The following is a 17,637-nucleotide window of genomic DNA, read 5'->3' on the forward strand; positions in this document are numbered from 1 at the left end:
GGTCCCGCTACCGCGCCCCGGGGCCGGGCGGCACCGGGGCGGCGGGGGCGGCCGGCGGCGTCGGCGCGGCCGGGGCGGGGGCCGGGGCCGGCGCTCCGGGGGAGCCCGTCATCAGCTGCCGGAACCGCTCGCTGGAGCGCGGGTTGCGGTCGCACTGCCAGAAACCGTGCGGACAGTAGTCGGTGACGGTCTGGTACGCGGTGTCGTGGGTGCGGATCCACTCCACCATCCGCTGCACGAACTCCGGGTTGTCCCCGTTGCGGAACAGCCCCCACTCCGGGTACGAGACCTGCTTGCCGTGCTTGGCCGCGAACTCGACCTGGTCCTGCAGCCCGTACGGCTCGCGCACGTAGTCGTCGAAGGTGCCGCCGGCCGGCTGGTCGTAGTTGTCCATGCCGACGAGGTCGACCACGTCGTCGCCCGGGTAGCACTTGGTCCACGGGATCGCGTCCAGCCCCCGGTTGGGCGCGAAGTCGAAGCGGAACCGCTGCCCGGGCACCGAGCGCATCACCGTGACGATCCGCCGCCAGTAGGTCTTCCAGGCGGCCGGGTCGGGCTTGCAGCGGTGGGTGTAGGTGACGCCGTTCATCTCCCAGCCGAGGGTGACCACGGTGTCCGCGCCGCCGAGGGCCACCAGCCGGCGGGCCAGCTTCAGGAAGTGCCGGTCGAAGTCGCCGCGGGCGCCCTGGCCGAGCAGTGCGGCCACCTCGCCGTCCGGCACGTTCGCCTCGCTGGGCGCCAGCATCGGCACGCCGAGCACGAGCATCCGGGACGGCTCGGCCAGCCGCCACTGCGACCACATGGCGAGCACCATCGGCTCGCCCTCGATGTCGGCCCAGCCGTTGCCCGCCAGATAGGTGTGGCCGACCTGGAGGTTGGCGTCGCCGAGCCACTGGGCGTACCGGCCGATCTGCGGGATGTAGTTGTCCCAGGAGCCGACGAAGGCCCCGAACGGCGGTTCGTGCGCCGGGCGCTGGACCGCCGGGCGGGGGGCCGCGCCGTGCGGGGCGACGGCGTCGGAGGAGAGGGCGTGCCGCTCGGTCTGGCCCAGCGGTGTCCCGGCGGGCACGCTGGCGGTGGCGAGCAGCAGCAGGGTGGCGGCGGCCAGCGCCAGGCGGCCGAATCGCATGGTGTCTCCTCGGGCGGCGGCCCCCGGACGGTGCCACGGGCGGGGCGGAGCAGGGCGGGGCGGAGCGGGGAGGACACGCTGCGTGGCGGATCCCTCGCCGACAGTAGGGCCGGGCGCCCGGGGAAAAGCCGAATGTCACCCTAAAGTGGGCGATATTCGAACGCCGTCCGGAGCCGTCCGGCGTGTGCCGTGTATCACCTCCGTAACAGTCCTCGGCGCCCCGGGCGCCCTACCGGGGTGCCCCGTGCCGGGGCCGGCCGGGGCGGCGCGGGGCCCGACCGCGCAGGTCGCCGGGCGGGCGCGCGCGGGTCGCGGGGAACCTGCGGACGGGGTTCGGCCGTTCGGCCGTACGGGAAAGCCCGGCTGACTCGCGCGGGCGGCGAAAGGTACGCTCCGCCCGTGTCCTGGAAGTCGCGTGCCCTCAGCCCCCGATCGATCCTCCCTGCCCTGGCGGTGCTGCTGGTCCTTGTGGCGGGCGCCGCCGCGCACGCCAACAAGCCGGTCCCGTTCGGCGACCGGGTGGCCGCGAAGGGCGTCGCGGACACCAGCGCCGACCCCACGGCCTCGCTGGACGCGGCCGCCCTGGACCTGCGGGTGGGCCCGGGCCTGGAGGCGTACCACCGGGCCACCGGCGAGCACGCCTGGTCCTACCAGCGGGAGGGCGCCACCGCGCTCCACCTGTCGATGGCCGGCGAGAACGCCGTGGTGGTCTGGGACGACGGCCTGGTCACCTCGGTGCGGCCCGGCGACCAGCAGGTGCGCTGGCACCGCGCGGTGCCCGGCCTGGCCGACTGGCTGCGCGGCGCGGGCGAGCCCGGCGCCGACAAGCGCACCGAGGAGCAGCGCAAGCAGCTGGCCACCGAGCGGGCCGCGGCCTCGCTGCGCACCGTCCGGGAGTCCACGCCCTGGGTGGCGGTGGTCACACCGGAGCTGACGATGGGTTTCCGGGACGCCGACGGTGACCTGCGCTACAACTCCAAGCCGGCCGGCAACTGCGTCTACGACCCGGAGCGCACGGTGGCCACCGACTTCGCGGTGCTGGTGCCGCGCACCTGCACCAACAGCACCGGGCAGCAGGTCTCCGGCGGGATCTCCGGCTACCGGCTGGACAGCAGCGGCTGGCAGCTCAACGCGGGCCCGGGGGTCGAGATGAAGGCGCTGGACGGGCGCCGGGTGCTGATCTCGGACGGACCGATCGTCACGCCCAAGGTCTTCGACACCTGGGCGGCCGCGCCCGAGGCGGCCTGCGGCAGCCCGGCCGAGCCGTTCGCCGCCGTGCGCCCGGTGGGCAGCTGCGGCGACGACGGCGCCCGGCCGCAGTAGGGCCCGGCCCGGGTGCCCGGGCGGGAAATTCCCCCGGGGCCGCCCGCGCGGCCCGGTAGACTAGCCGCCATGGCTGATTTCTCCGGGGTATGACGGGCGAGCGGCGCCGCCCACGCGCGGTCCTGCAGAGCCCCGTCGACGACCCCCTTCCCCGTCCCGGGTCCGGACCGCGTCCGGTTGCCCGCCCACGTCCCAGGAGTAGTACCCAGCCATGATTTCCGCCAACGGCCTCGAACTGCGTGCCGGCGCCCGGATCCTGATCGAGTCGGCGAGCTTCAAGGTCGCCCCCGGTGACCGGATCGGCCTGGTCGGGCGCAACGGTGCCGGGAAGACCACGCTCACCAAGGTGCTGGCCGGCGAGGGCATTCCGGCCGCCGGCACGGTGACCCGCTCGGGCGAGGTCGGCTACCTGCCGCAGGACCCGCGCACCGGCGACCTCGACGTGCTGGCCAAGGACCGCATCCTCTCCGCCCGCGGCCTGGACAGCGTGCTGCGCAAGATGCGCGAGAACGAGGAGCGGATGGCGAACGGCAAGGGCGCCACCCGCGAGAACGCGATGAAGAAGTACGCGCGGCTGGAGACCGAGTTCCTCACCAAGGGCGGGTACGCCGCCGAGGCCGAGGCCGCGACCATCGCCGCCGCGCTGGGTCTGCCGGACCGCATCCTCAACCAGCAGCTGCACACCCTCTCCGGCGGTCAGCGCCGCCGCGTCGAGCTGGCCCGGATCCTGTTCTCCGACTCCGACGTGCTGCTGCTCGACGAGCCGACCAACCACCTGGACGCCGACTCGATCGCCTGGCTGCGGGACTTCCTGAAGACCTACAAGGGCGGCTTCATCGTCATCTCGCACGACGTCGACCTGGTCGAGACGGTCGTCAACAAGGTCTTCTACCTGGACGCCAACCGCTCCGCGATCGACGTCTACAACATGGGCTGGAAGCAGTACCAGCAGCAGCGCGAGGACGACGAGAAGCGCCGCAAGCGCGAGCGCGCCAACGCCGAGAAGAAGGCCGCCACGCTGAACGCGCAGGCGGACAAGATGCGCGCCAAGGCGACCAAGACGGTGGCCGCGCAGAACATGGCCCGCCGGGCGGAGAAGCTGCTGGCCGGTCTGGAGACGGTGCGGGCCAACGACAAGGTCGCCAAGCTGCGCTTCCCGGACCCGGCGCCGTGCGGCAAGACCCCGCTCACCGCCAGCGACCTGTCCAAGTCCTACGGCTCGCTGGAGATCTTCGCCGGCGTCGACCTGGCGATCGACCGCGGCTCGCGGGTCGTCGTGCTGGGCCTCAACGGCGCCGGCAAGACCACCCTGCTGCGGATGCTGGCCGGGGTGGAGAAGCCGGACACCGGCGAGGTGATCCCGGGCCACGGCCTGAAGATCGGCTACTACGCCCAGGAACACGAGACGCTGGACGCGGAGCGCACGGTCCTGGAGAACATGCGCTCGGCGGCGCCGGACATGGACCTGGTCCAGGTCCGCAAGATCCTCGGCTCCTTCCTGTTCTCCGGCGACGACGTCGACAAGCCGGCCGGGGTGCTCTCCGGCGGCGAGAAGACCCGGCTCGCGCTGGCCACCCTGGTGGTCTCCAGCGCCAACGTCCTGCTGCTGGACGAGCCGACCAACAACCTGGACCCGGCCAGCCGCGAGGAGATCCTCGGCGCGCTGCACGAGTTCTCCGGTGCGGTCGTGCTGGTCACCCACGACGAGGGCGCGGTCGACGCGCTCCAGCCGGAGCGGATCATCCTGCTCCCGGACGGTGTCGAGGACCTCTGGAGCCCGGCCTACGCGGACCTGGTCACGCTGGCCTGATCGGGCGCCGCGAAGGCCCGGTCGTCCGTACGGGCGACCGGGCCTTCGCCTTCCCGTCCGGCCGGGGGTAGACGTGCACTCCTTTCTTTGGGCCAGAAAAACTAGTCCTTTCGGCGTGTCCGGGAATGAAGCGGTCCCGCATTCCGTTTGAGGAGCTTTCGTCGGCCCGCCGCTCGATCGTGGTCGGGCGCATGCTGCTGATCAGCCCTTTCGCATCGAACGGCCGAACGCCCCCGGGGGCGTGCACTCAGCGTGAGCGCCCTTGTGCGCTCGGATCACCACCGCAGGACCGCCCGTTGCCGACATGGACCTTGTCGAATGGGTGGCCAGGACGCGGTGGATGGGTGATCATGGGAATCTGACCGAGCAACGCTACGAGGAGGCACGGGTGGCCGAGACTCTGAAAAAGGGCAGCCGGGTGACCGGTGCCGCGCGTGAGAAGCTCGCGGCCGATCTCAAGAGGAAGTACGACTCCGGGGCGAGCATTCGCGCCCTCGCGGAGGAGACCGGTCGCTCGTACGGCTTCGTGCACCGCATGCTGAGCGAGTCCGGGGTGATTCTCCGGGGCCGCGGCGGTGCCACGCGGGGCAAGAACAAAGCTCCTGCTGGAGCTGGTTCCTGACGCTTCGTCAATCGACTGGACGGATGACTCGGCGGCAGGGCGCCGACCGGGGGGACGACCGTTGATCGTCCGCCCCCGGCCGGGGCGAACCGGCCGCCGATCGTCATGCCGGGGTCGTCCGCCGGCCCGGTCGTCCGGCGTCCGGAGGCGCCCGCGGGCTGCCCCCTGCCGCCGCGCCGCCAGTTTTGTTACTCTCCGGTAGCCAAGCACCCTCGCCACCGGAGGTCCCCGCATGACCGCTCCCGTCACCGATCCGCAGACCCCGCACCGGGAGCAGGACGGCGTCCGCCTGGAGATCGACGGCGAACTCGCCGTCGTCACCCTCTGTCAGCCCAAGCGGCGCAACGCCCAGTCGCCCGCACTGTGGCGCGCCCTCACCGCGATCGGCCGCGAGCTGCCCGGGACCGTCCGGGTGGTGCTGCTGCGCGCCGAGGGCGTCTCCTTCTCGGCCGGCCTGGACCGCGCGATGTTCACCCCCGAGGGCATCCCCGGCGAGCCCGGCTTCCAGCAGCTGGCCGCCTCCGGCGACCAGGAGCTCGACGCGACCATCGCCGGCTACCAGGAGGCCTTCACCTGGTGGCGCCGCCCCGACCTGGTGACCGTCGCCGCCGTCCAGGGCCACGCCGTCGGCGCGGGCTTCCAGCTGGCCCTCGGCTGCGACCTGCGGGTGGTCGCCGAGGACGTCCAGTTCTCCATGAAGGAGACCTCGCTCGGCCTGGTCCCCGACCTCGCCGGGACCAAGCCGCTGACCGAGCTCGTCGGCTACGCCCGGGCGCTGGAGATCTGCGCCACCGGCCGCTGGATCGGTGCGGCGGAGGCCGCCGCGATCGGCCTGGCCAACCTCGCCGTCCCGGCCGCCGAGCTGGACGCCGCCGCCCGCGACCTCGCCGCCGCCCTGCTCGCCGCCCCGCGCAACGCGGTCATCGAGACCAAGGCCCTGCTCCAGGGCGCCGCCGGCCGCTCCTACGACGAGCAGCGTTCGGCCGAACGGGCGGCGCAGGCCCGCCGGCTGCGCGACCTCGCCGGCATCGGCGACTGACCGGACGCCATCGCACCGGAGGCCCGGCCCGTGGGACGCACCCACGGCGCCGGGCCTCCGGCGTTCGGGCCTTCCGGCTGCTCCGGGGGCGGGATTCGTGGCGAAATGCCAGAGTTGGACCGATTTGCGATATAGCTGGAGCCGCACGACGGGAGATGAGCCATGCCTGACACTCCGACGCCCGCCACCCTGCACAAGAACGCCCCGCACGGTGGCGCCCCGCACACCGCCGTCCCATCGGCGGGTCCGGGCGCCTCCGGCACGGTCGGCGAGCGCGGCCGCACCGCGCTGGCCGTCGGCGTGGTCGAGAAGATCGCCGGGATGGCCGCGCGCGAGATCAACGGCATCCACGCCCTCGGCTCCGGCCTCGCCCGCACCTTCGGGGCGATGCGCGACCGGGTGCCCGGCGGGCGCGGCAGCGTCGGACGCGGCATCAAGGCGGAGGTGGGGGAGAAGCAGACCGCCATCGACATCGCGCTGGTCGTCGAGTACGGCGTCGTCATCCCCGAACTCGCCCGCCAGGTGCGGGAGAACATCATCGACGCGGTCGAGCGGATGACCGGGCTGGAAGTCGTCGAGGTCAACATCGCCGTCAACGACGTCCACCTGCCCGACGAGCCCGACGTCGTCGAGGAGGAGGAAGCACCCTCCTCCGGGCAACGGCCCAAGCTGAAGTAGTCCGGAGCGGTACCGGCGGAAGACGAGGTGGAACGGATGAACCTGGCCATCGTCGGCCTGGTGGTGGGAATGGCCCTCGGCTTCGCCGGATACTTCGGCGGCTTCGCGGCGTTCCTGCTGGTGGCGGTGCTCGGGGCGGCCGGATTCGTGGTCGGCCGCCTGCTGGAGGGCGACATCGAGCCCGGCGAGCTCGGCGAACTGCTGCGCGGCCGCGACCGGCGCCGCTGATGGCGGGCCTCGTCCCGGTCACCGCCCGCCGGGAACCCGGTGCCCGCGGCCGGCTGCGGCTCGCCGACCGCGTCTACGCCCGGATCGCCGCCCGCGCCGCGAGCGAGGCGCTCGCCCACGCCTGGCACGGCCGCACCGCGCGCGGCGGCCCGCCGAAGGTCTCGGCCACCGGCCCCGCGAGCCCGGGCGCCCCGGTCACCGTCCGGGTCTGCGTCGACCTCCCCTTCCCGGCCGACCTCACCGCGCTCGCCCGCGCCGTCCGCGACCGCGTCACCGCCGACACCCGCGCCCTGACCGGCAGCCGGGTCTCCGAGGTCGTCGTGGTGGTCGAGCACCTGGTCCCGGAGACCGCCCGGTGAGCGCCGGTGCACAGGGCTCCGGCCCCGCGGCGGTGCAGGGGGCGCCGACGGCGGCGCCGGCCGGGAAGGTGCGCCGGCCCCGGGCCCCGCGCACCGTGGCCGCCGCCGTGGTGGCCACCGTGCTGCTGGTGGTGGCCGGAGGGCTGCTCTACGACGTGATCGCCGTGCGGACCGGGCACCGGGCCCGGCCGTGGCGCGCGGAGCTGGCCGACGAACTGGCCACCCGGCACCTGGACGACCCGGCCGTGCTGGCCGGCGCCGGTGCGGGCGTGCTGCTCGGCGCCCTGCTGCTCGGGCTCGCCCTCGCGCCCGGGCTGCGCCGCTGGCTGCCGCTGCGCCCGCACGGGGCCACCGCCGCGGCCGTCGACCGCTCCGGGGTGGCCGCCCTGCTGGCCGACCGGGCCGCCGTGCTGCCGGGCGTCGAGCACCTGAGGGTGCGGGTCGGCCGGCGCCGGGTGCGGATCGCGCTGGCCGGCCCGGCCGACCCGGCCTCGGTGCAGCGCCGGCTGCGCGAGGAGCTGGCGGCCGTCGCCCTGGCCCGGCCGCCGCGCCTGGACGTGCGGACGGCGGGCCGGCGCGGGCGCGCGCGGCCGCAGGGGGAACCCGGGCCGGACGCGGAAACCGGGCCGGACGGGGTGACCGGGGCGGACGGGGAGGCGGCGGACGGCCCCGGGAAGGACACCCGGGCCGCGACGGGCGGGGGCGCCGAGTGAGCCGCGGCACGGTCAACCGGCTGCTGCTGGGAGTGGTCGGGGCGGCGCTGCTGGCGGCCGGGGTGCTGGTGCTGGCCGGCGGACTCGACCTGTACGGGCGTCTCGGCGTCGACCCGCCGTCCTGGTGGCCGCTCACCTCGCCCGACCAGCCGGTGGTGAGCGCCGACTCGCGCACCCGGTGGGTGGGCGAGTCCTGGTGGTGGCCGGTGGCGATCGGCGGGCCGGCCGTGGTGGTCGCCGGAACCGCCTGGTGGCTGCTGGCCCAGCTGCGCCGCAGCGGTCCGACGAGCGTGCTGCTGCCCACCCCCGGTGCGCCGGGGCTGCGGCTGCGGCTGCGGACCCGGGCGCTGGAGGAGGCGGTGGAGATCGGGGCGGTGGAGCTGCCGGAGGTCGAGCGGGTGGGCGTCCGGCTGGTGCGCGGCACGCGGCACCCGCGGCTGCGGGCGGCCGTGCGGATGACCCCGGGCGGTGATCCGGCCGCGCTCGCCGAGCACTTCGAGTCCGGCCCGCGCGCCGGGGCGCTGGCCAGCCTGGGCCTGCCGGACCTGCCCGCCGACCTGCGGATCCGGGTGGTCGCGGCCCGGCCCGAGGTGACCGGGCGGCGCCGCCGCCGCGGCCGGCGGCCGCGGGTGGTCTGACGCCGCCCGGTGGTGCTCAGAGCCCGCGCAGCGCGCCGCCGTCGACGGGGACCATGACCCCGGTGAGGTAGGAGGCGGCGGGGGAGAGCAGGAAGGCGGCGACCTTGCCGAACTCCTCGGGGGTGCCGTAGCGGCCGAGCGGGATGTCGGCGCTGTTGCGGGCGCGGGCGGCCTCGGGGTCGCCGCCGAGGGCGTCGAGCTCGCGCACCCGGTCGGTGTCGATCCGGGCCGGCAGCAGACCGACCACCCGGATGCCGCGCGGGCCGAGCTCGTCGGCGAGCGACTTGGCGGCCATCGCGAGGCCGGGGCGCAGCCCGTTGGAGATGCCGAGGCCGGCGATGGGCTGGCGGACGGAGCCGGAGAGCACGAAGCCGATCACCCCGCCCTCGCCGAGCGTGCCGGCGGCGGCGCGGGCGATCCGCAGGGCGCCGAGGAAGACCGCGTCGAAGGCCTCCCGCCAGGCCTCCTCGGGCGCGGCGGCCACCGTGCCGGCCTGCGGGCCGCCGACGCTGATCAGCACGCCGTCCAGCCGGCCGAAGCGCTCGACGGCGGCCGTCAGCAGCCGTTCGGCGGTGGCCGGGTCGGCGTTGTCGGCCACCAGCCCGTGCACGGCCTCCGGTCCGCCGCCGAGCCCGGCGAGTTCGGCGACCGCCGCCTCGACGGCCGCCGGCCTGCGGCCGGTGACCAGCACCCGGGCGCCGTCCGCGGCGAGCTCCCGGGCGGTGGCCAGCCCCAGGCCCCGGGTCGCGCCGGTGACCACGTACACCTTGTTCTGCAGTCCAAGATCCATGGGGCCATCCTGCCGCGTCGGCCGGGGCGGCGGGTACGCCGGCCGCCCGTGGCGTTGGCGTTGACGCGGGCGTCAAGGTCTACCGTCGTTCCCGGCGGCGTTCGAACAGCGGCCGGAAGGGCAGGGTCCGGACATGCGGATCGGTGAACTGGCGAAGCGGGCGGGGACCACCACCCGGGCACTGCGGTACTACGAGCAGCTCGGGCTGCTCCCGGCCCGGCGGGCCGGCAACGGCTACCGCGCGTACGGCGAGGAGGACCTGCGGCTGCTGCGGCAGATCCGCACCCTTCAGGACTTCGGCTTCGGCCTGGAGGAGACCAGGCCGTTCGTCGAGTGCCTGCAGGCCGGGCACCCGCACGGCGATTCCTGCCCGGCCTCGCTGGAGGTCTACCGGAAGAAGCTGTCCGAGCTGGACGAGTGCATCGCCCGGCTGCAGGAGGTCAGGGCCCGGGTGTCCGCGCAGTACGCCCGGGCCGAGCGGGAGCGCGACGCGCTCGCCGCGGGGGCCTCCGCGGAGCCGCCGCAGTGCGAGTGGGCCGTACCGGCGGCCCCCGACCGGGACGAGTGGGAGAAGAGGTAGGCCATGGTGCAGATCACAGGGGTGGCGGCGGTGACGGACGAGACCTTCGCCGCCGAGGTGCTGGCGGCCGACGGGCCGGTGCTGGTGGACTTCACGGCGGACTGGTGCCCGCCGTGCCGCCAGATGGTGCCGGTGCTGGCGGACATCGCCCGGGAGGAGGCGCACCGGCTGACCGTGGTCAGCCTGGACGTCGACCACAACCCGCAGACCCAGGCGGCGTACGGGGTGCTGTCGATGCCGACGCTGATGGTGTTCCGCGGCGGCGAGCCGGTGAAGTCGGTCGTCGGCGCCCGGGCCAAGGCCCGGCTGCTGCGCGAACTGGACGACGTGCTCTGACGGGGTCCCCGGCGGCCGCGGTCCGGGCGGGCGGGGCTCAGGCCGGGACGGCGACCGCGACGCCCTCGGCCCCGGCGGCCTCCTTGCGGCGGTCCCTGGCCTCGCGCCGGGCCATCACCACGAAGCCGACCGGGATCATCGCGGTGAACAGCCACCACTGGATCGCGTACGCCATGTGCGGTCCGATGTCGGAGTGGTTGGGCTCGGGCAGCAGCTCGGGCTGCTCCGCCGGGGCCGGCTCGGTGGCGGTGAGCTCCAGGTAGCCGCCGAGCAGGGCGGCGCCGCTCTCCTTGGCCTGCTGGCCGGTGCTGATCAGGTTGAACTGCCGGTCCGGCAGTCCGGCCCGGTCCTTGAGGCTGCCGGAGGCGGTCTCGTCGGCGCGCAGCCGGCCGGTCAGGGCGACCTGGCCGGCCGGTGCGGCCGGGACGGCCGGGTAGTCGGTGGCGGAGGTGCCGGAGGGCACCCAGCCGCGGTTGACCAGGACGGTGCCCGCGCCGTCGGCCAGCACCAGCGGGGTGACCACGAAGTAGCCGATCTTGTCCCCGCTGGAGTCGGTCCGCTTGCGGACCACGAACTCGTGCGCCGGGTCGTACGTACCGGTGGCCGTCACGGGCCGCCAGGTGAGGCTCCTGGGCACGGCGAAGCCGGGCGCCGCCGACAGGGTGTCGTAGGGCACCGGCCCGGCGGTGAGGGCCTGGGCGATCAGCTCGTTGCGGTCCACCCGCGCCTCGTGGCGGTGCAGCTGCCAGAACCCCAGCCGGATGGTCGTGGGGATCAGCAGCAGGGCGATCAGCAGGGCGATCAGCCAGCGCCGGGAGAGCAGAAAACGGTACACATGGGCACGGTACGCCCTGCTCACAACCGGCTCACGCACCGGGGTGCGGGGCGACCTCGCGCAGCAGCTGGAGGAAGGCGTCCTCGCCGACGACGGGGGTGCCGACCTCGCGGGCCTTGCGGGCCTTGCCGCTCCAGCTGTCCGGCTCGTTGGTGACCAGCAGGCTGGTGAGCCGGCTCACCGAGGTGGCGATGTGCAGGCCGGCCTCGACGGCGCGGTCCTCCAGCAGCTCGCGGTCGGTGGCGGTGTCGCCGGTGAACGCCACCCGCATGCCCTGGACGAGCGGCTTGCCGTCCTCCCAGCGCCCGGGGTTCGGGTACGGGCACGGCGGGCGCTTCCTGGCCTGCCGGTAGGCGGCGCCGGTCCAGGAGGCCCGGGCGGGGGAGGCGGGCGCGTCCTCGCCGAGGTCCGTGACGGCCACGCAGGACTGCAGCGGCAGCGGGACGCCCCCCGAGCGGGCCAGCGCCAGGCTGGGGCGGAACGCCTCGGCGAGCACCCGGGCGTCGTCCAGCGCGTTGTGCGCCCGGAGCTGGTGGACGCCGAAGTGCGCGGCCAGCGAGGACAGCTTGCCGTTGGGCAGCGGCAGCCGCAGGTCCCGGGCCAGCACCATGGTGCACAGCCGCTGCTCGACCGGGGCGCGCAGGCCGGCCCGGGAGAACTCGCGGGAGATCATGTTCCAGTCGAAGAGCGCGTTGTGGGCGACCATCACCCGGCCGCGCAGCCGCTCGGCGAACTCCTCGGCGATCTCCGGGAAGGTGGGCGCGCCGGCCAGCTGGTCGTCGGTGAGGCCGTGGATCCAGACCGGGCCGGGATCGCGCTCCGGGTTGACCAGGGTGTACCAGTGGTCGGTGACGTCGCCGTCCTCGTCCAGCTGGTAGACGCCCGCCGAGATGACGCGGTCCGTGCGGCCGAGGCCGGTGGTCTCGACGTCGACCACCGCGAAGCCGCCGGCGGGTGCGGCGGAGCGCTGGGCCGGGACCGCGGCGGTCCGCGGTGCTGCGCCGGGGGTCTCGGGCTGGATCGCGTACATGGTCCAACAGGATAAGGCCCGCCGCCGACCGCGGACGGTCCTTCGCCGGCGGCGGGGGTCCTTCGGAAGGTCGGTCGCAGGGGCCCGGAATAGAGTGGACGGTGCAGTCGTCGTACATCCGGTCGATTGTTCTCCGGTCGCCCGCGACACCCCTGCGGGCACCTCTGCGAAGGACGAACCCCCATGCGTGCCACGGTCATCCACGGTCCCCACGACATCCGGATCGAGGAGGTGCCGGACGCGGCGGTGCGGCAACCGACCGACGCGGTGGTGCGGGTGGTGAACGCCTGCATCTGCGGCAGCGACCTGTGGGCGTACCGGGGCGTCGCCTCGCGGGTGGCCGGGCAGCGGATCGGGCACGAGTTCCTCGGCGTGGTGGAGGAGACCGGCGCCGAGGTGCGCGGCTTCCGCCGGGGCGATCTCGTGGTGGCGCCGTTCGTCTGGTCGGACGGCACCTGTGACTTCTGTCGCGAGGGCCTGCAGACCTCCTGCCCGCACGGCGGCTTCTGGGGCCAGGTCGGCTCGGACGGCGGCCAGGGCGAGGCGGTGCGCGTCCCGTTCGCGGACGGCACCCTGGTCAAGCTGCCCAAGGAGGCGCAGGGCGACGAGAAGCTGCTGCCGGGACTGCTGGCGCTGTCCGACGTGATGGCGACCGGGCACCACGCGGCCGTCTCGGCGCGGGTGCGGCCGGGCGTCACGGTGGCGGTGGTCGGCGACGGCGCGGTGGGCCTGTGCGGGGTGCTGGCCGCCTCCCGGCTGGGCGCCGGGCGGATCATCGCGCTGGGGCGGCACACCGCCCGCACTGACCTGGCCCGCCGGTTCGGCGCGACCGACGTGGTGGCCGAGCGTGGCGAGGCGGCGATCGAGGCGGTCCGGGAGCTGACCGGCGGGCAGGGCGCGCACGCGGTGCTGGAGGCGGTCGGCACCGAGGAGTCGATGCGCACCGCGGTCTCGATCGCCCGGGACGGCGGCGCGGTCGGCTACGTGGGCGTGCCGCACGGCGGCAGCGCGGGCGTCGACATCGGGCAGATGTTCGGCCGGAACGTCTCGCTGGGCGGCGGCGTCGCGCCGGCCCGCGCCTACATCCCCGAGCTGCTGCCGGACGTCCTGTCCGGGGCGATCGAGCCGGGCCTGGTCTTCGACCGCACGGTGGACCTCGACGGCGTCCCGGACGGCTACCGGGCGATGGACGACCGTTCGGCCCTGAAGGTGCGGATCGCTTTCTGACGCGTCGACGTTGACGGGTGACCAGGGGTGGTCCGGCGGGCCGGGCCACCCCTCATTCATGCCCGGACGGGTGGTTTTCGGTCATTCGACTACGGCGGAGGGGTGAAGGCCTGTCCGGCCACGGTCAAACTCTTCCGGGTGAAATCCGGCACTCCCGGCATGGCGCGGCGCGCAGACTGCTTGTGACTTCGCTCACGTTCGATCGTTTCCACTGGTGCGACCGCTACGCCGAAGGAGTGAGGAGTCAGAGTGGAATCGCCGCCGATCACCACCACCCCCAGCGAAACCCAACTCATCGAGGAGAGCGCGGAGTTCCGCACCCTCCGGCGCTCGTTCCGGAACTTCGCGTTCCCGGTCACCATCGGTTTCGTGCTCTGGTACCTGCTCTACGTGCTGCTCTCCGGCTACGCCCCCGCCCTGATGGGCACCCGGGTGGCCGGGCACATCAACGTCGCCCTCGCGCTCGGGCTGATGCAGTTCGTCACCACCTTCGCCATCGCCGCCTGGTACGCGCACTACGCCGACCGGAGGATCGACCCCGGCGCGTCCGCGATCCGCGAGGCGCGCGGTGCGGTCGTCCACGCCCCCCGGGAGGCCGCCGAATGAACCTGCTCGCCAGCTCCGCCACCGACCACCGCGGCCTCACCATGGCCCTGTTCGGGCTCTTCGTGCTCGCCACCCTCGGCATCACCGTCTGGGCCGGCCGGCAGACCAAGGACGCCGCCGACTTCTACGCCGGCGGCCGCGCCTTCTCCGGCTTCCAGAACGGCCTCGCCATCTCCGGCGACTACATGTCCGCCGCGTCCTTCCTGGGCATCGCCGGCGCCATCGCGCTGTTCGGCTACGACGGCTTCCTCTACTCCATCGGCTTCCTGGTCGCCTGGCTGGTCGCGCTGCTGCTGGTCGCCGAACCGCTGCGCAACTCCGGCCGCTACACCATGGCCGACGTGCTGGCCTTCCGGATGCGCCAGCGCCCGGTGCGCACCGCCGCCGGCATCTCCACCATCGTGGTGTCGATCTTCTACCTGCTCGCCCAGATGGTCGGCGCCGGCAGCCTGGTCGCTCTGCTCCTCGGGGTCAGCGGCGACGCCGCCAAGCGCTGGACCATCGTCGCGGTCGGCGCGCTGATGGTCCTCTACGTCGCCCTGGGCGGCATGAAGGGCACCACCTGGGTGCAGATCGTCAAGGCGGTGCTGCTGATCGCCGGCACCGCGCTGATGACCGTCCTGGTGCTGGCCAAGTACCACTTCGACCTCTCCGCCCTGCTCGGCGCCGCCGCCGCCGCCAGCGGCAAGGCCGACGCCTTCCTCGAACCGGGGCTGAAGTACGGCGTCACCGAGATCAGCAAGCTCGACTTCCTCAGCCTCGGCCTCGCCCTGGTGCTCGGCACCGCCGGGCTGCCGCACATCCTGGTCCGCTTCTACACCGTGCCCACCGCCAAGGCCGCCCGGAAGTCGGTGCTCTGGGCGATCGGCATCATCGGCGGCTTCTACCTGATGACCCTCGCGCTCGGCTTCGGCGCCGCCGCCCTGGTCGGCCCCAAGGCGATCAAGGCCGCCAACGCGGCCGGCAACACCGCCGCCCCGCAGCTCGCCGAGCAGCTCGGCGGCGGCCCGGGCACCACCGGCGGGGCGGTGCTGCTCGCGGTGATCTCCGCGGTCGCCTTCGCCACCATCCTCGCCGTCGTCGCCGGGCTGACCCTCGCCTCCTCGGCCTCCTTCGCCCATGACCTCTACGCCAACGTGTTCCGGCGCGGCAAGGTCTCCGAGCGCGAGGAGGTGCGCGTCGCCAAGTGGGCCGCCGCCGCCATCGGCGCGGTGGCGATCGTGCTGAGCCTGTTCGCCGACAAGCTCAACGCCGCCGCCCTGGTCGCCCTGGCCTTCGCGGTCGCCGCCTCGGCGAACCTGCCCACCCTGCTGTACTCGCTGTTCTGGAAGCGCTTCACCACCACCGGCGCGGTCAGCTCGGTCTACGCCGGACTGTTCTCCTCGGTGCTGCTGGTGGTCTTCTCCCCGGTCGTCTCGGGCGGGAAGAACGCGCTCCTCCCGCACGCCGACTTCCACTGGTTCCCGCTGGAGAACCCCGGCCTGGTCTCCATCCCGGTGGGCTTCGCGGCGGGCTGGGTCGGCACCGTGCTCTCCCGCCGCGAGGCCGATCCGGCGAAGTACGCTGAACTGGAGGTCCGCTCGCTGACCGGGCTGGGCGCCCACTGACCGACGGGTGGTGACTAAGCTGGCCCGGTCCCGCCGTGACGGCGGCCGGGCCGGCCGCCCCCGGCGGCACCTCACTCGGGAAGGGACCGCCGTGCTGCTCGACACCTTCGGCCGCCGCGCCGTCGACCTGCGGGTCTCCCTCACCGACCGGTGCAATCTGCGCTGCACCTACTGCATGCCCGAGGAGGGCCTGCAGTGGCTGACCCGGCCCGAGCTGCTCACCGACGAGGAGATCGTCCGGCTGGTGGGCCTCGCCGTGCGCGACCTCGGCGTGCGGGAGGTCCGCTTCACCGGCGGCGAGCCGCTGCTGCGCCCCGGGGTGGTCGGCATCGTCGAGGCCTGCGCGGCCCTCGACCCGCGCCCGGAGCTCTCGCTCACCACCAACGGCATCGGCCTCGCCCGTACCGCGACGGCGCTGCGGGCGGCGGGCCTGGACCGGGTGAACGTCTCGCTCGACACCCTCGACGAGTCCACCTTCCACACCCTCACCCGGCGCCGGCGCCTCCACGACGTGCTGGCCGGCCTGGCCGCCGCCGAGGCCGCCGGGCTCACCCCGGTCAAGCTCAACGCGGTGCTGATGCGCGGCGTCAACGAGCACGAGGCGCCCGAGCTGCTCGCCTGGTGCCTGGAGCGCGGCTACGAGCTGCGGTTCATCGAGCAGATGCCGCTGGACGCCCAGCACGGCTGGGACCGCTCCGCGATGATCACCGCCGGGGAGATCCTGGAGCGGCTGTCCGCCCGGTTCACCCTCACCCCCGAGCCCTCCGCCGCCCGCGGCGCGGCCCCCGCCGAACGCTGGCTGGTGGACGGCGGCCCGGGGCGGGTCGGCGTGATCGCCTCGGTGACCCGCCCGTTCTGCCGCGCCTGCGACCGCACCCGGCTCACCGCCGACGGCCAGGTCCGCAACTGCCTGTTCGCCACCGGGGAGACCGACCTGCGCACCGCCCTGCGCTCGGGCGCCGACGACGCCGAACTGGCCGCGCTGTGGCGGGCCGCGATGTGGGGCAAGAAGGCCGGTGCCGGGATCGACGACCCGGACTTCCACCAGCCGCAGCGGCCGATGTCGGCCATCGGCGGCTGAGGATCAGTCCTCCGCGGGGGTCCACTCGGCGAAGGCCGTGACCTCCTTGAGGAAGCCGCGCACGCCGAGGAACTGCGAGAGGTGCTCGCGGTGCTCGTCGCAGGCCAGCCAGGTCTTCCGGCGGTCCGGGGTGTGCAGCTTGGGGTTGTTCCACACCAGCACCCAGACCGCGTCCGCGCGGCAGCCCTTGGCGGAGCAGATCGGGGTCTGCGGCTGGGGGGCGTCGGGGAGCAGCATCGGCGGTCGTCCTCGGGCGGTCGGCGGGGCGTGGTCACCGCCAGTCTGTCACGCACCGGGGGGCCGGGAGAAAGTGCGCATGGCGACGCCGGGCAGCCACGGGGGGAGCCGCCCGGCGTCGGTCCGTCGCTCCGACGGGGGATGCGGAGCGCGTACGCAGTATGTCACGGCCCGGGGTGGGTATGGGGAGGTCTTGCATGATTAATCTGAGCTTCTTTTGAGCTTTCCGGCCCGACAAGGGGTGGATAGTGGCTCAAAACGGACGGTCAGCTCCGGCCCTGTGAAGAATCGGTGGGCACACGCCCGGCCCCATCAGCACCCTGCGTCACATCCGCACCGAGCGGACCGGCGCCGCCGGGGCCCAGCATCAGCGGCGTGGTGGGCGGCACGTCGAAGGTGGACGGCAGACCCGGGGCCCGCTCCCGGCCCGCGTTGGCGAGCAGCACCGCGAAGTACGGCAGCAGCACCCCGCCCGCCAGGGCGGCGAAAGCCAGCCATCGCTGGACGTCCCACAGCACCACCGCGAGCAGCACGCAGACCGTCCGCAGCAGCATCGAGGCCACGTACCGGCGCTGCCGCCCGCGGACGTCCTCGCTGAGGCTGCTGCGGGCCCCCGTGATCCGGTAGACCCGACCGCCGTCGGCACTCTTGCCCATGTCCCAAACCGCCCTCGTCCACGCACCCGCGCGCCTCGCCGCGCTGCCGTCTCACGGTACGCCGGGAGGGCACCGGCGACGAGACCGGGTCCGCGAGCGTCCCCCGATCGGCC

General features: G+C 74.3%; 21 protein-coding genes. 15 read left to right on the forward strand and 6 right to left on the reverse strand.

Going from position 1 to position 17,637, the window contains the following annotated elements:
• Nucleotides 1–7 precede the first annotated feature (7 nt).
• Nucleotides 8–1,129 carry a glycoside hydrolase family 26 protein gene (locus ACFXAM_RS05415; RefSeq protein ID WP_380287683.1) on the reverse strand — a complete coding sequence of 374 codons (1,122 nt, stop codon included), beginning with the start codon at nt 1,127–1,129 and terminating at the stop codon, nt 8–10.
• A 399-nt stretch (nt 1,130–1,528) separates the two neighbouring features.
• Here ACFXAM_RS05415 and ACFXAM_RS05420 point away from each other — a divergent pair, with 399 nt between their 5' ends.
• The 9 genes from ACFXAM_RS05420 to ACFXAM_RS05460 all read left to right on the forward strand — a co-directional run bounded on the left by ACFXAM_RS05420 (nt 1,529) and on the right by ACFXAM_RS05460 (nt 8,539).
• Entirely contained in the window at nt 1,529–2,452 is a 924-nt protein-coding gene (locus ACFXAM_RS05420) for a hypothetical protein (RefSeq protein WP_380287684.1), read from the forward strand.
• A gap of 211 nt (nt 2,453–2,663) precedes the next feature.
• Nucleotides 2,664–4,262 carry a ribosomal protection-like ABC-F family protein gene (gene abc-f, locus ACFXAM_RS05425; protein WP_380287685.1) on the forward strand — a complete coding sequence of 533 codons (1,599 nt, stop codon included), beginning with the start codon at nt 2,664–2,666 and terminating at the stop codon, nt 4,260–4,262.
• 388 nt (nt 4,263–4,650) lie between these two features.
• On the forward strand, nt 4,651–4,884 hold the full coding sequence (locus tag ACFXAM_RS05430; RefSeq protein WP_350548483.1) for a helix-turn-helix domain-containing protein: 234 nt from the start codon (nt 4,651–4,653) through the stop codon (nt 4,882–4,884).
• Between the two features lie 232 nt (nt 4,885–5,116).
• Nucleotides 5,117–5,923, forward strand: coding sequence for an enoyl-CoA hydratase/isomerase family protein (locus ACFXAM_RS05435; RefSeq protein ID WP_380287686.1), 807 nt, complete (start codon nt 5,117–5,119; stop codon nt 5,921–5,923).
• 162 nt (nt 5,924–6,085) lie between these two features.
• Complete coding sequence (locus ACFXAM_RS05440; RefSeq protein ID WP_380287687.1) at nt 6,086–6,601, forward strand: Asp23/Gls24 family envelope stress response protein; 516 nt, start codon at nt 6,086–6,088, stop codon at nt 6,599–6,601.
• Nucleotides 6,602–6,637: 36 nt separating this feature from the next.
• The gene (locus ACFXAM_RS05445; protein ID WP_380287688.1) at nt 6,638–6,829 is read left to right on the forward strand and encodes a hypothetical protein; all 192 of its coding nucleotides are present in this window, start codon (nt 6,638–6,640) and stop codon (nt 6,827–6,829) included.
• Complete coding sequence (locus tag ACFXAM_RS05450) at nt 6,829–7,188, forward strand: hypothetical protein (protein ID WP_380287689.1); 360 nt, start codon at nt 6,829–6,831, stop codon at nt 7,186–7,188. The genes ACFXAM_RS05445 and ACFXAM_RS05450 overlap by 1 nt, the downstream gene beginning before the upstream one ends.
• Nucleotides 7,185–7,901, forward strand: a complete 717-nt coding sequence (locus ACFXAM_RS05455) for a DUF6286 domain-containing protein (RefSeq protein WP_380287690.1) — start codon at nt 7,185–7,187, stop codon at nt 7,899–7,901. Before ACFXAM_RS05450 ends, ACFXAM_RS05455 begins: the two co-directional genes overlap by 4 nt.
• Complete coding sequence (locus ACFXAM_RS05460) at nt 7,898–8,539, forward strand: alkaline shock response membrane anchor protein AmaP (RefSeq protein WP_380287691.1); 642 nt, start codon at nt 7,898–7,900, stop codon at nt 8,537–8,539. The genes ACFXAM_RS05455 and ACFXAM_RS05460 overlap by 4 nt, the downstream gene beginning before the upstream one ends.
• A gap of 16 nt (nt 8,540–8,555) precedes the next feature.
• Here ACFXAM_RS05460 and ACFXAM_RS05465 read toward each other — a convergent pair whose 3' ends face one another.
• On the reverse strand, nt 8,556–9,329 hold the full coding sequence (locus tag ACFXAM_RS05465; protein WP_380287692.1) for an SDR family oxidoreductase: 774 nt from the start codon (nt 9,327–9,329) through the stop codon (nt 8,556–8,558).
• Nucleotides 9,330–9,462: 133 nt separating this feature from the next.
• Here ACFXAM_RS05465 and ACFXAM_RS05470 point away from each other — a divergent pair, with 133 nt between their 5' ends.
• Nucleotides 9,463–9,909, forward strand: a complete 447-nt coding sequence (locus ACFXAM_RS05470; protein ID WP_380287693.1) for a MerR family transcriptional regulator — start codon at nt 9,463–9,465, stop codon at nt 9,907–9,909.
• Between the two features lie 3 nt (nt 9,910–9,912).
• Nucleotides 9,913–10,245, forward strand: a complete 333-nt coding sequence (gene trxA / locus ACFXAM_RS05475; RefSeq protein ID WP_380287694.1) for a thioredoxin — start codon at nt 9,913–9,915, stop codon at nt 10,243–10,245.
• 37 nt (nt 10,246–10,282) lie between these two features.
• Here the strand turns inward: trxA and ACFXAM_RS05480 are convergent, their stop codons facing one another.
• A complete protein-coding gene (locus ACFXAM_RS05480; RefSeq protein WP_380287695.1) occupies nt 10,283–11,080 on the reverse strand; it encodes an SURF1 family protein in 798 nt (265 codons plus the stop codon).
• 31 nt (nt 11,081–11,111) lie between these two features.
• A complete protein-coding gene (locus ACFXAM_RS05485; protein ID WP_380287696.1) occupies nt 11,112–12,110 on the reverse strand; it encodes a DEDDh family exonuclease in 999 nt (332 codons plus the stop codon).
• A gap of 183 nt (nt 12,111–12,293) precedes the next feature.
• Between ACFXAM_RS05485 and ACFXAM_RS05490 the strand changes: the two genes are divergently transcribed.
• From ACFXAM_RS05490 to moaA, 4 genes are all read left to right on the forward strand, one after another.
• Nucleotides 12,294–13,337: a zinc-dependent alcohol dehydrogenase family protein gene (locus ACFXAM_RS05490; protein WP_380287697.1), complete on the forward strand. Its 1,044-nt coding sequence runs from the start codon at nt 12,294–12,296 to the stop codon at nt 13,335–13,337.
• 249 nt (nt 13,338–13,586) lie between these two features.
• The gene (locus tag ACFXAM_RS05495) at nt 13,587–13,943 is read left to right on the forward strand and encodes a DUF485 domain-containing protein (protein ID WP_380287698.1); all 357 of its coding nucleotides are present in this window, start codon (nt 13,587–13,589) and stop codon (nt 13,941–13,943) included.
• Complete coding sequence (locus ACFXAM_RS05500) at nt 13,940–15,550, forward strand: cation acetate symporter (RefSeq protein WP_380287699.1); 1,611 nt, start codon at nt 13,940–13,942, stop codon at nt 15,548–15,550. The genes ACFXAM_RS05495 and ACFXAM_RS05500 overlap by 4 nt, the downstream gene beginning before the upstream one ends.
• Nucleotides 15,551–15,641: 91 nt before the next feature.
• Nucleotides 15,642–16,631, forward strand: a complete 990-nt coding sequence (gene moaA, locus ACFXAM_RS05505) for a GTP 3',8-cyclase MoaA (RefSeq protein ID WP_380287700.1) — start codon at nt 15,642–15,644, stop codon at nt 16,629–16,631.
• 3 nt (nt 16,632–16,634) lie between these two features.
• On the opposite strand, the gene ACFXAM_RS05510 is transcribed toward moaA, so the two are convergent.
• Nucleotides 16,635–16,868 (reverse strand): hypothetical protein, encoded by a 234-nt coding sequence (locus tag ACFXAM_RS05510; RefSeq protein WP_380287701.1) that lies wholly within the window; start codon nt 16,866–16,868, stop codon nt 16,635–16,637.
• Between the two features lie 266 nt (nt 16,869–17,134).
• Nucleotides 17,135–17,524 (reverse strand): DUF3099 domain-containing protein, encoded by a 390-nt coding sequence (locus tag ACFXAM_RS05515; RefSeq protein ID WP_380287702.1) that lies wholly within the window; start codon nt 17,522–17,524, stop codon nt 17,135–17,137.
• Nucleotides 17,525–17,637 lie beyond the last annotated feature (113 nt).

It is taken from the genome of Kitasatospora sp. NPDC059462 (assembly GCF_042749955.1).
Classification (GTDB): domain Bacteria; phylum Actinomycetota; class Actinomycetes; order Streptomycetales; family Streptomycetaceae; genus Kitasatospora.

What these genes read in the sequence shown, in the direction of transcription:
- ACFXAM_RS05415 (WP_380287683.1), bottom strand. Translation starts at nt 1,129, where the DNA reads ATGCGATTCGGCCGCCTGGCGCTGGCCGCCGCCACCCTGCTGCTGCTC.
- abc-f (WP_380287685.1), top strand. Translation starts at nt 2,664, where the DNA reads ATGATTTCCGCCAACGGCCTCGAACTGCGTGCCGGCGCCCGGATCCTG.
- ACFXAM_RS05435 (WP_380287686.1), top strand. Translation starts at nt 5,117, where the DNA reads ATGACCGCTCCCGTCACCGATCCGCAGACCCCGCACCGGGAGCAGGAC.
- ACFXAM_RS05440 (WP_380287687.1), top strand. Translation starts at nt 6,086, where the DNA reads ATGCCTGACACTCCGACGCCCGCCACCCTGCACAAGAACGCCCCGCAC.
- ACFXAM_RS05445 (WP_380287688.1), top strand. Translation starts at nt 6,638, where the DNA reads ATGAACCTGGCCATCGTCGGCCTGGTGGTGGGAATGGCCCTCGGCTTC.
- ACFXAM_RS05450 (WP_380287689.1), top strand. Translation starts at nt 6,829, where the DNA reads ATGGCGGGCCTCGTCCCGGTCACCGCCCGCCGGGAACCCGGTGCCCGC.
- ACFXAM_RS05465 (WP_380287692.1), bottom strand. Translation starts at nt 9,329, where the DNA reads ATGGATCTTGGACTGCAGAACAAGGTGTACGTGGTCACCGGCGCGACC.
- ACFXAM_RS05470 (WP_380287693.1), top strand. Translation starts at nt 9,463, where the DNA reads ATGCGGATCGGTGAACTGGCGAAGCGGGCGGGGACCACCACCCGGGCA.
- trxA (WP_380287694.1), top strand. Translation starts at nt 9,913, where the DNA reads ATGGTGCAGATCACAGGGGTGGCGGCGGTGACGGACGAGACCTTCGCC.
- ACFXAM_RS05485 (WP_380287696.1), bottom strand. Translation starts at nt 12,110, where the DNA reads ATGTACGCGATCCAGCCCGAGACCCCCGGCGCAGCACCGCGGACCGCC.
- ACFXAM_RS05490 (WP_380287697.1), top strand. Translation starts at nt 12,294, where the DNA reads ATGCGTGCCACGGTCATCCACGGTCCCCACGACATCCGGATCGAGGAG.
- ACFXAM_RS05500 (WP_380287699.1), top strand. Translation starts at nt 13,940, where the DNA reads ATGAACCTGCTCGCCAGCTCCGCCACCGACCACCGCGGCCTCACCATG.
- ACFXAM_RS05510 (WP_380287701.1), bottom strand. Translation starts at nt 16,868, where the DNA reads ATGCTGCTCCCCGACGCCCCCCAGCCGCAGACCCCGATCTGCTCCGCC.
- ACFXAM_RS05515 (WP_380287702.1), bottom strand. Translation starts at nt 17,524, where the DNA reads ATGGGCAAGAGTGCCGACGGCGGTCGGGTCTACCGGATCACGGGGGCC.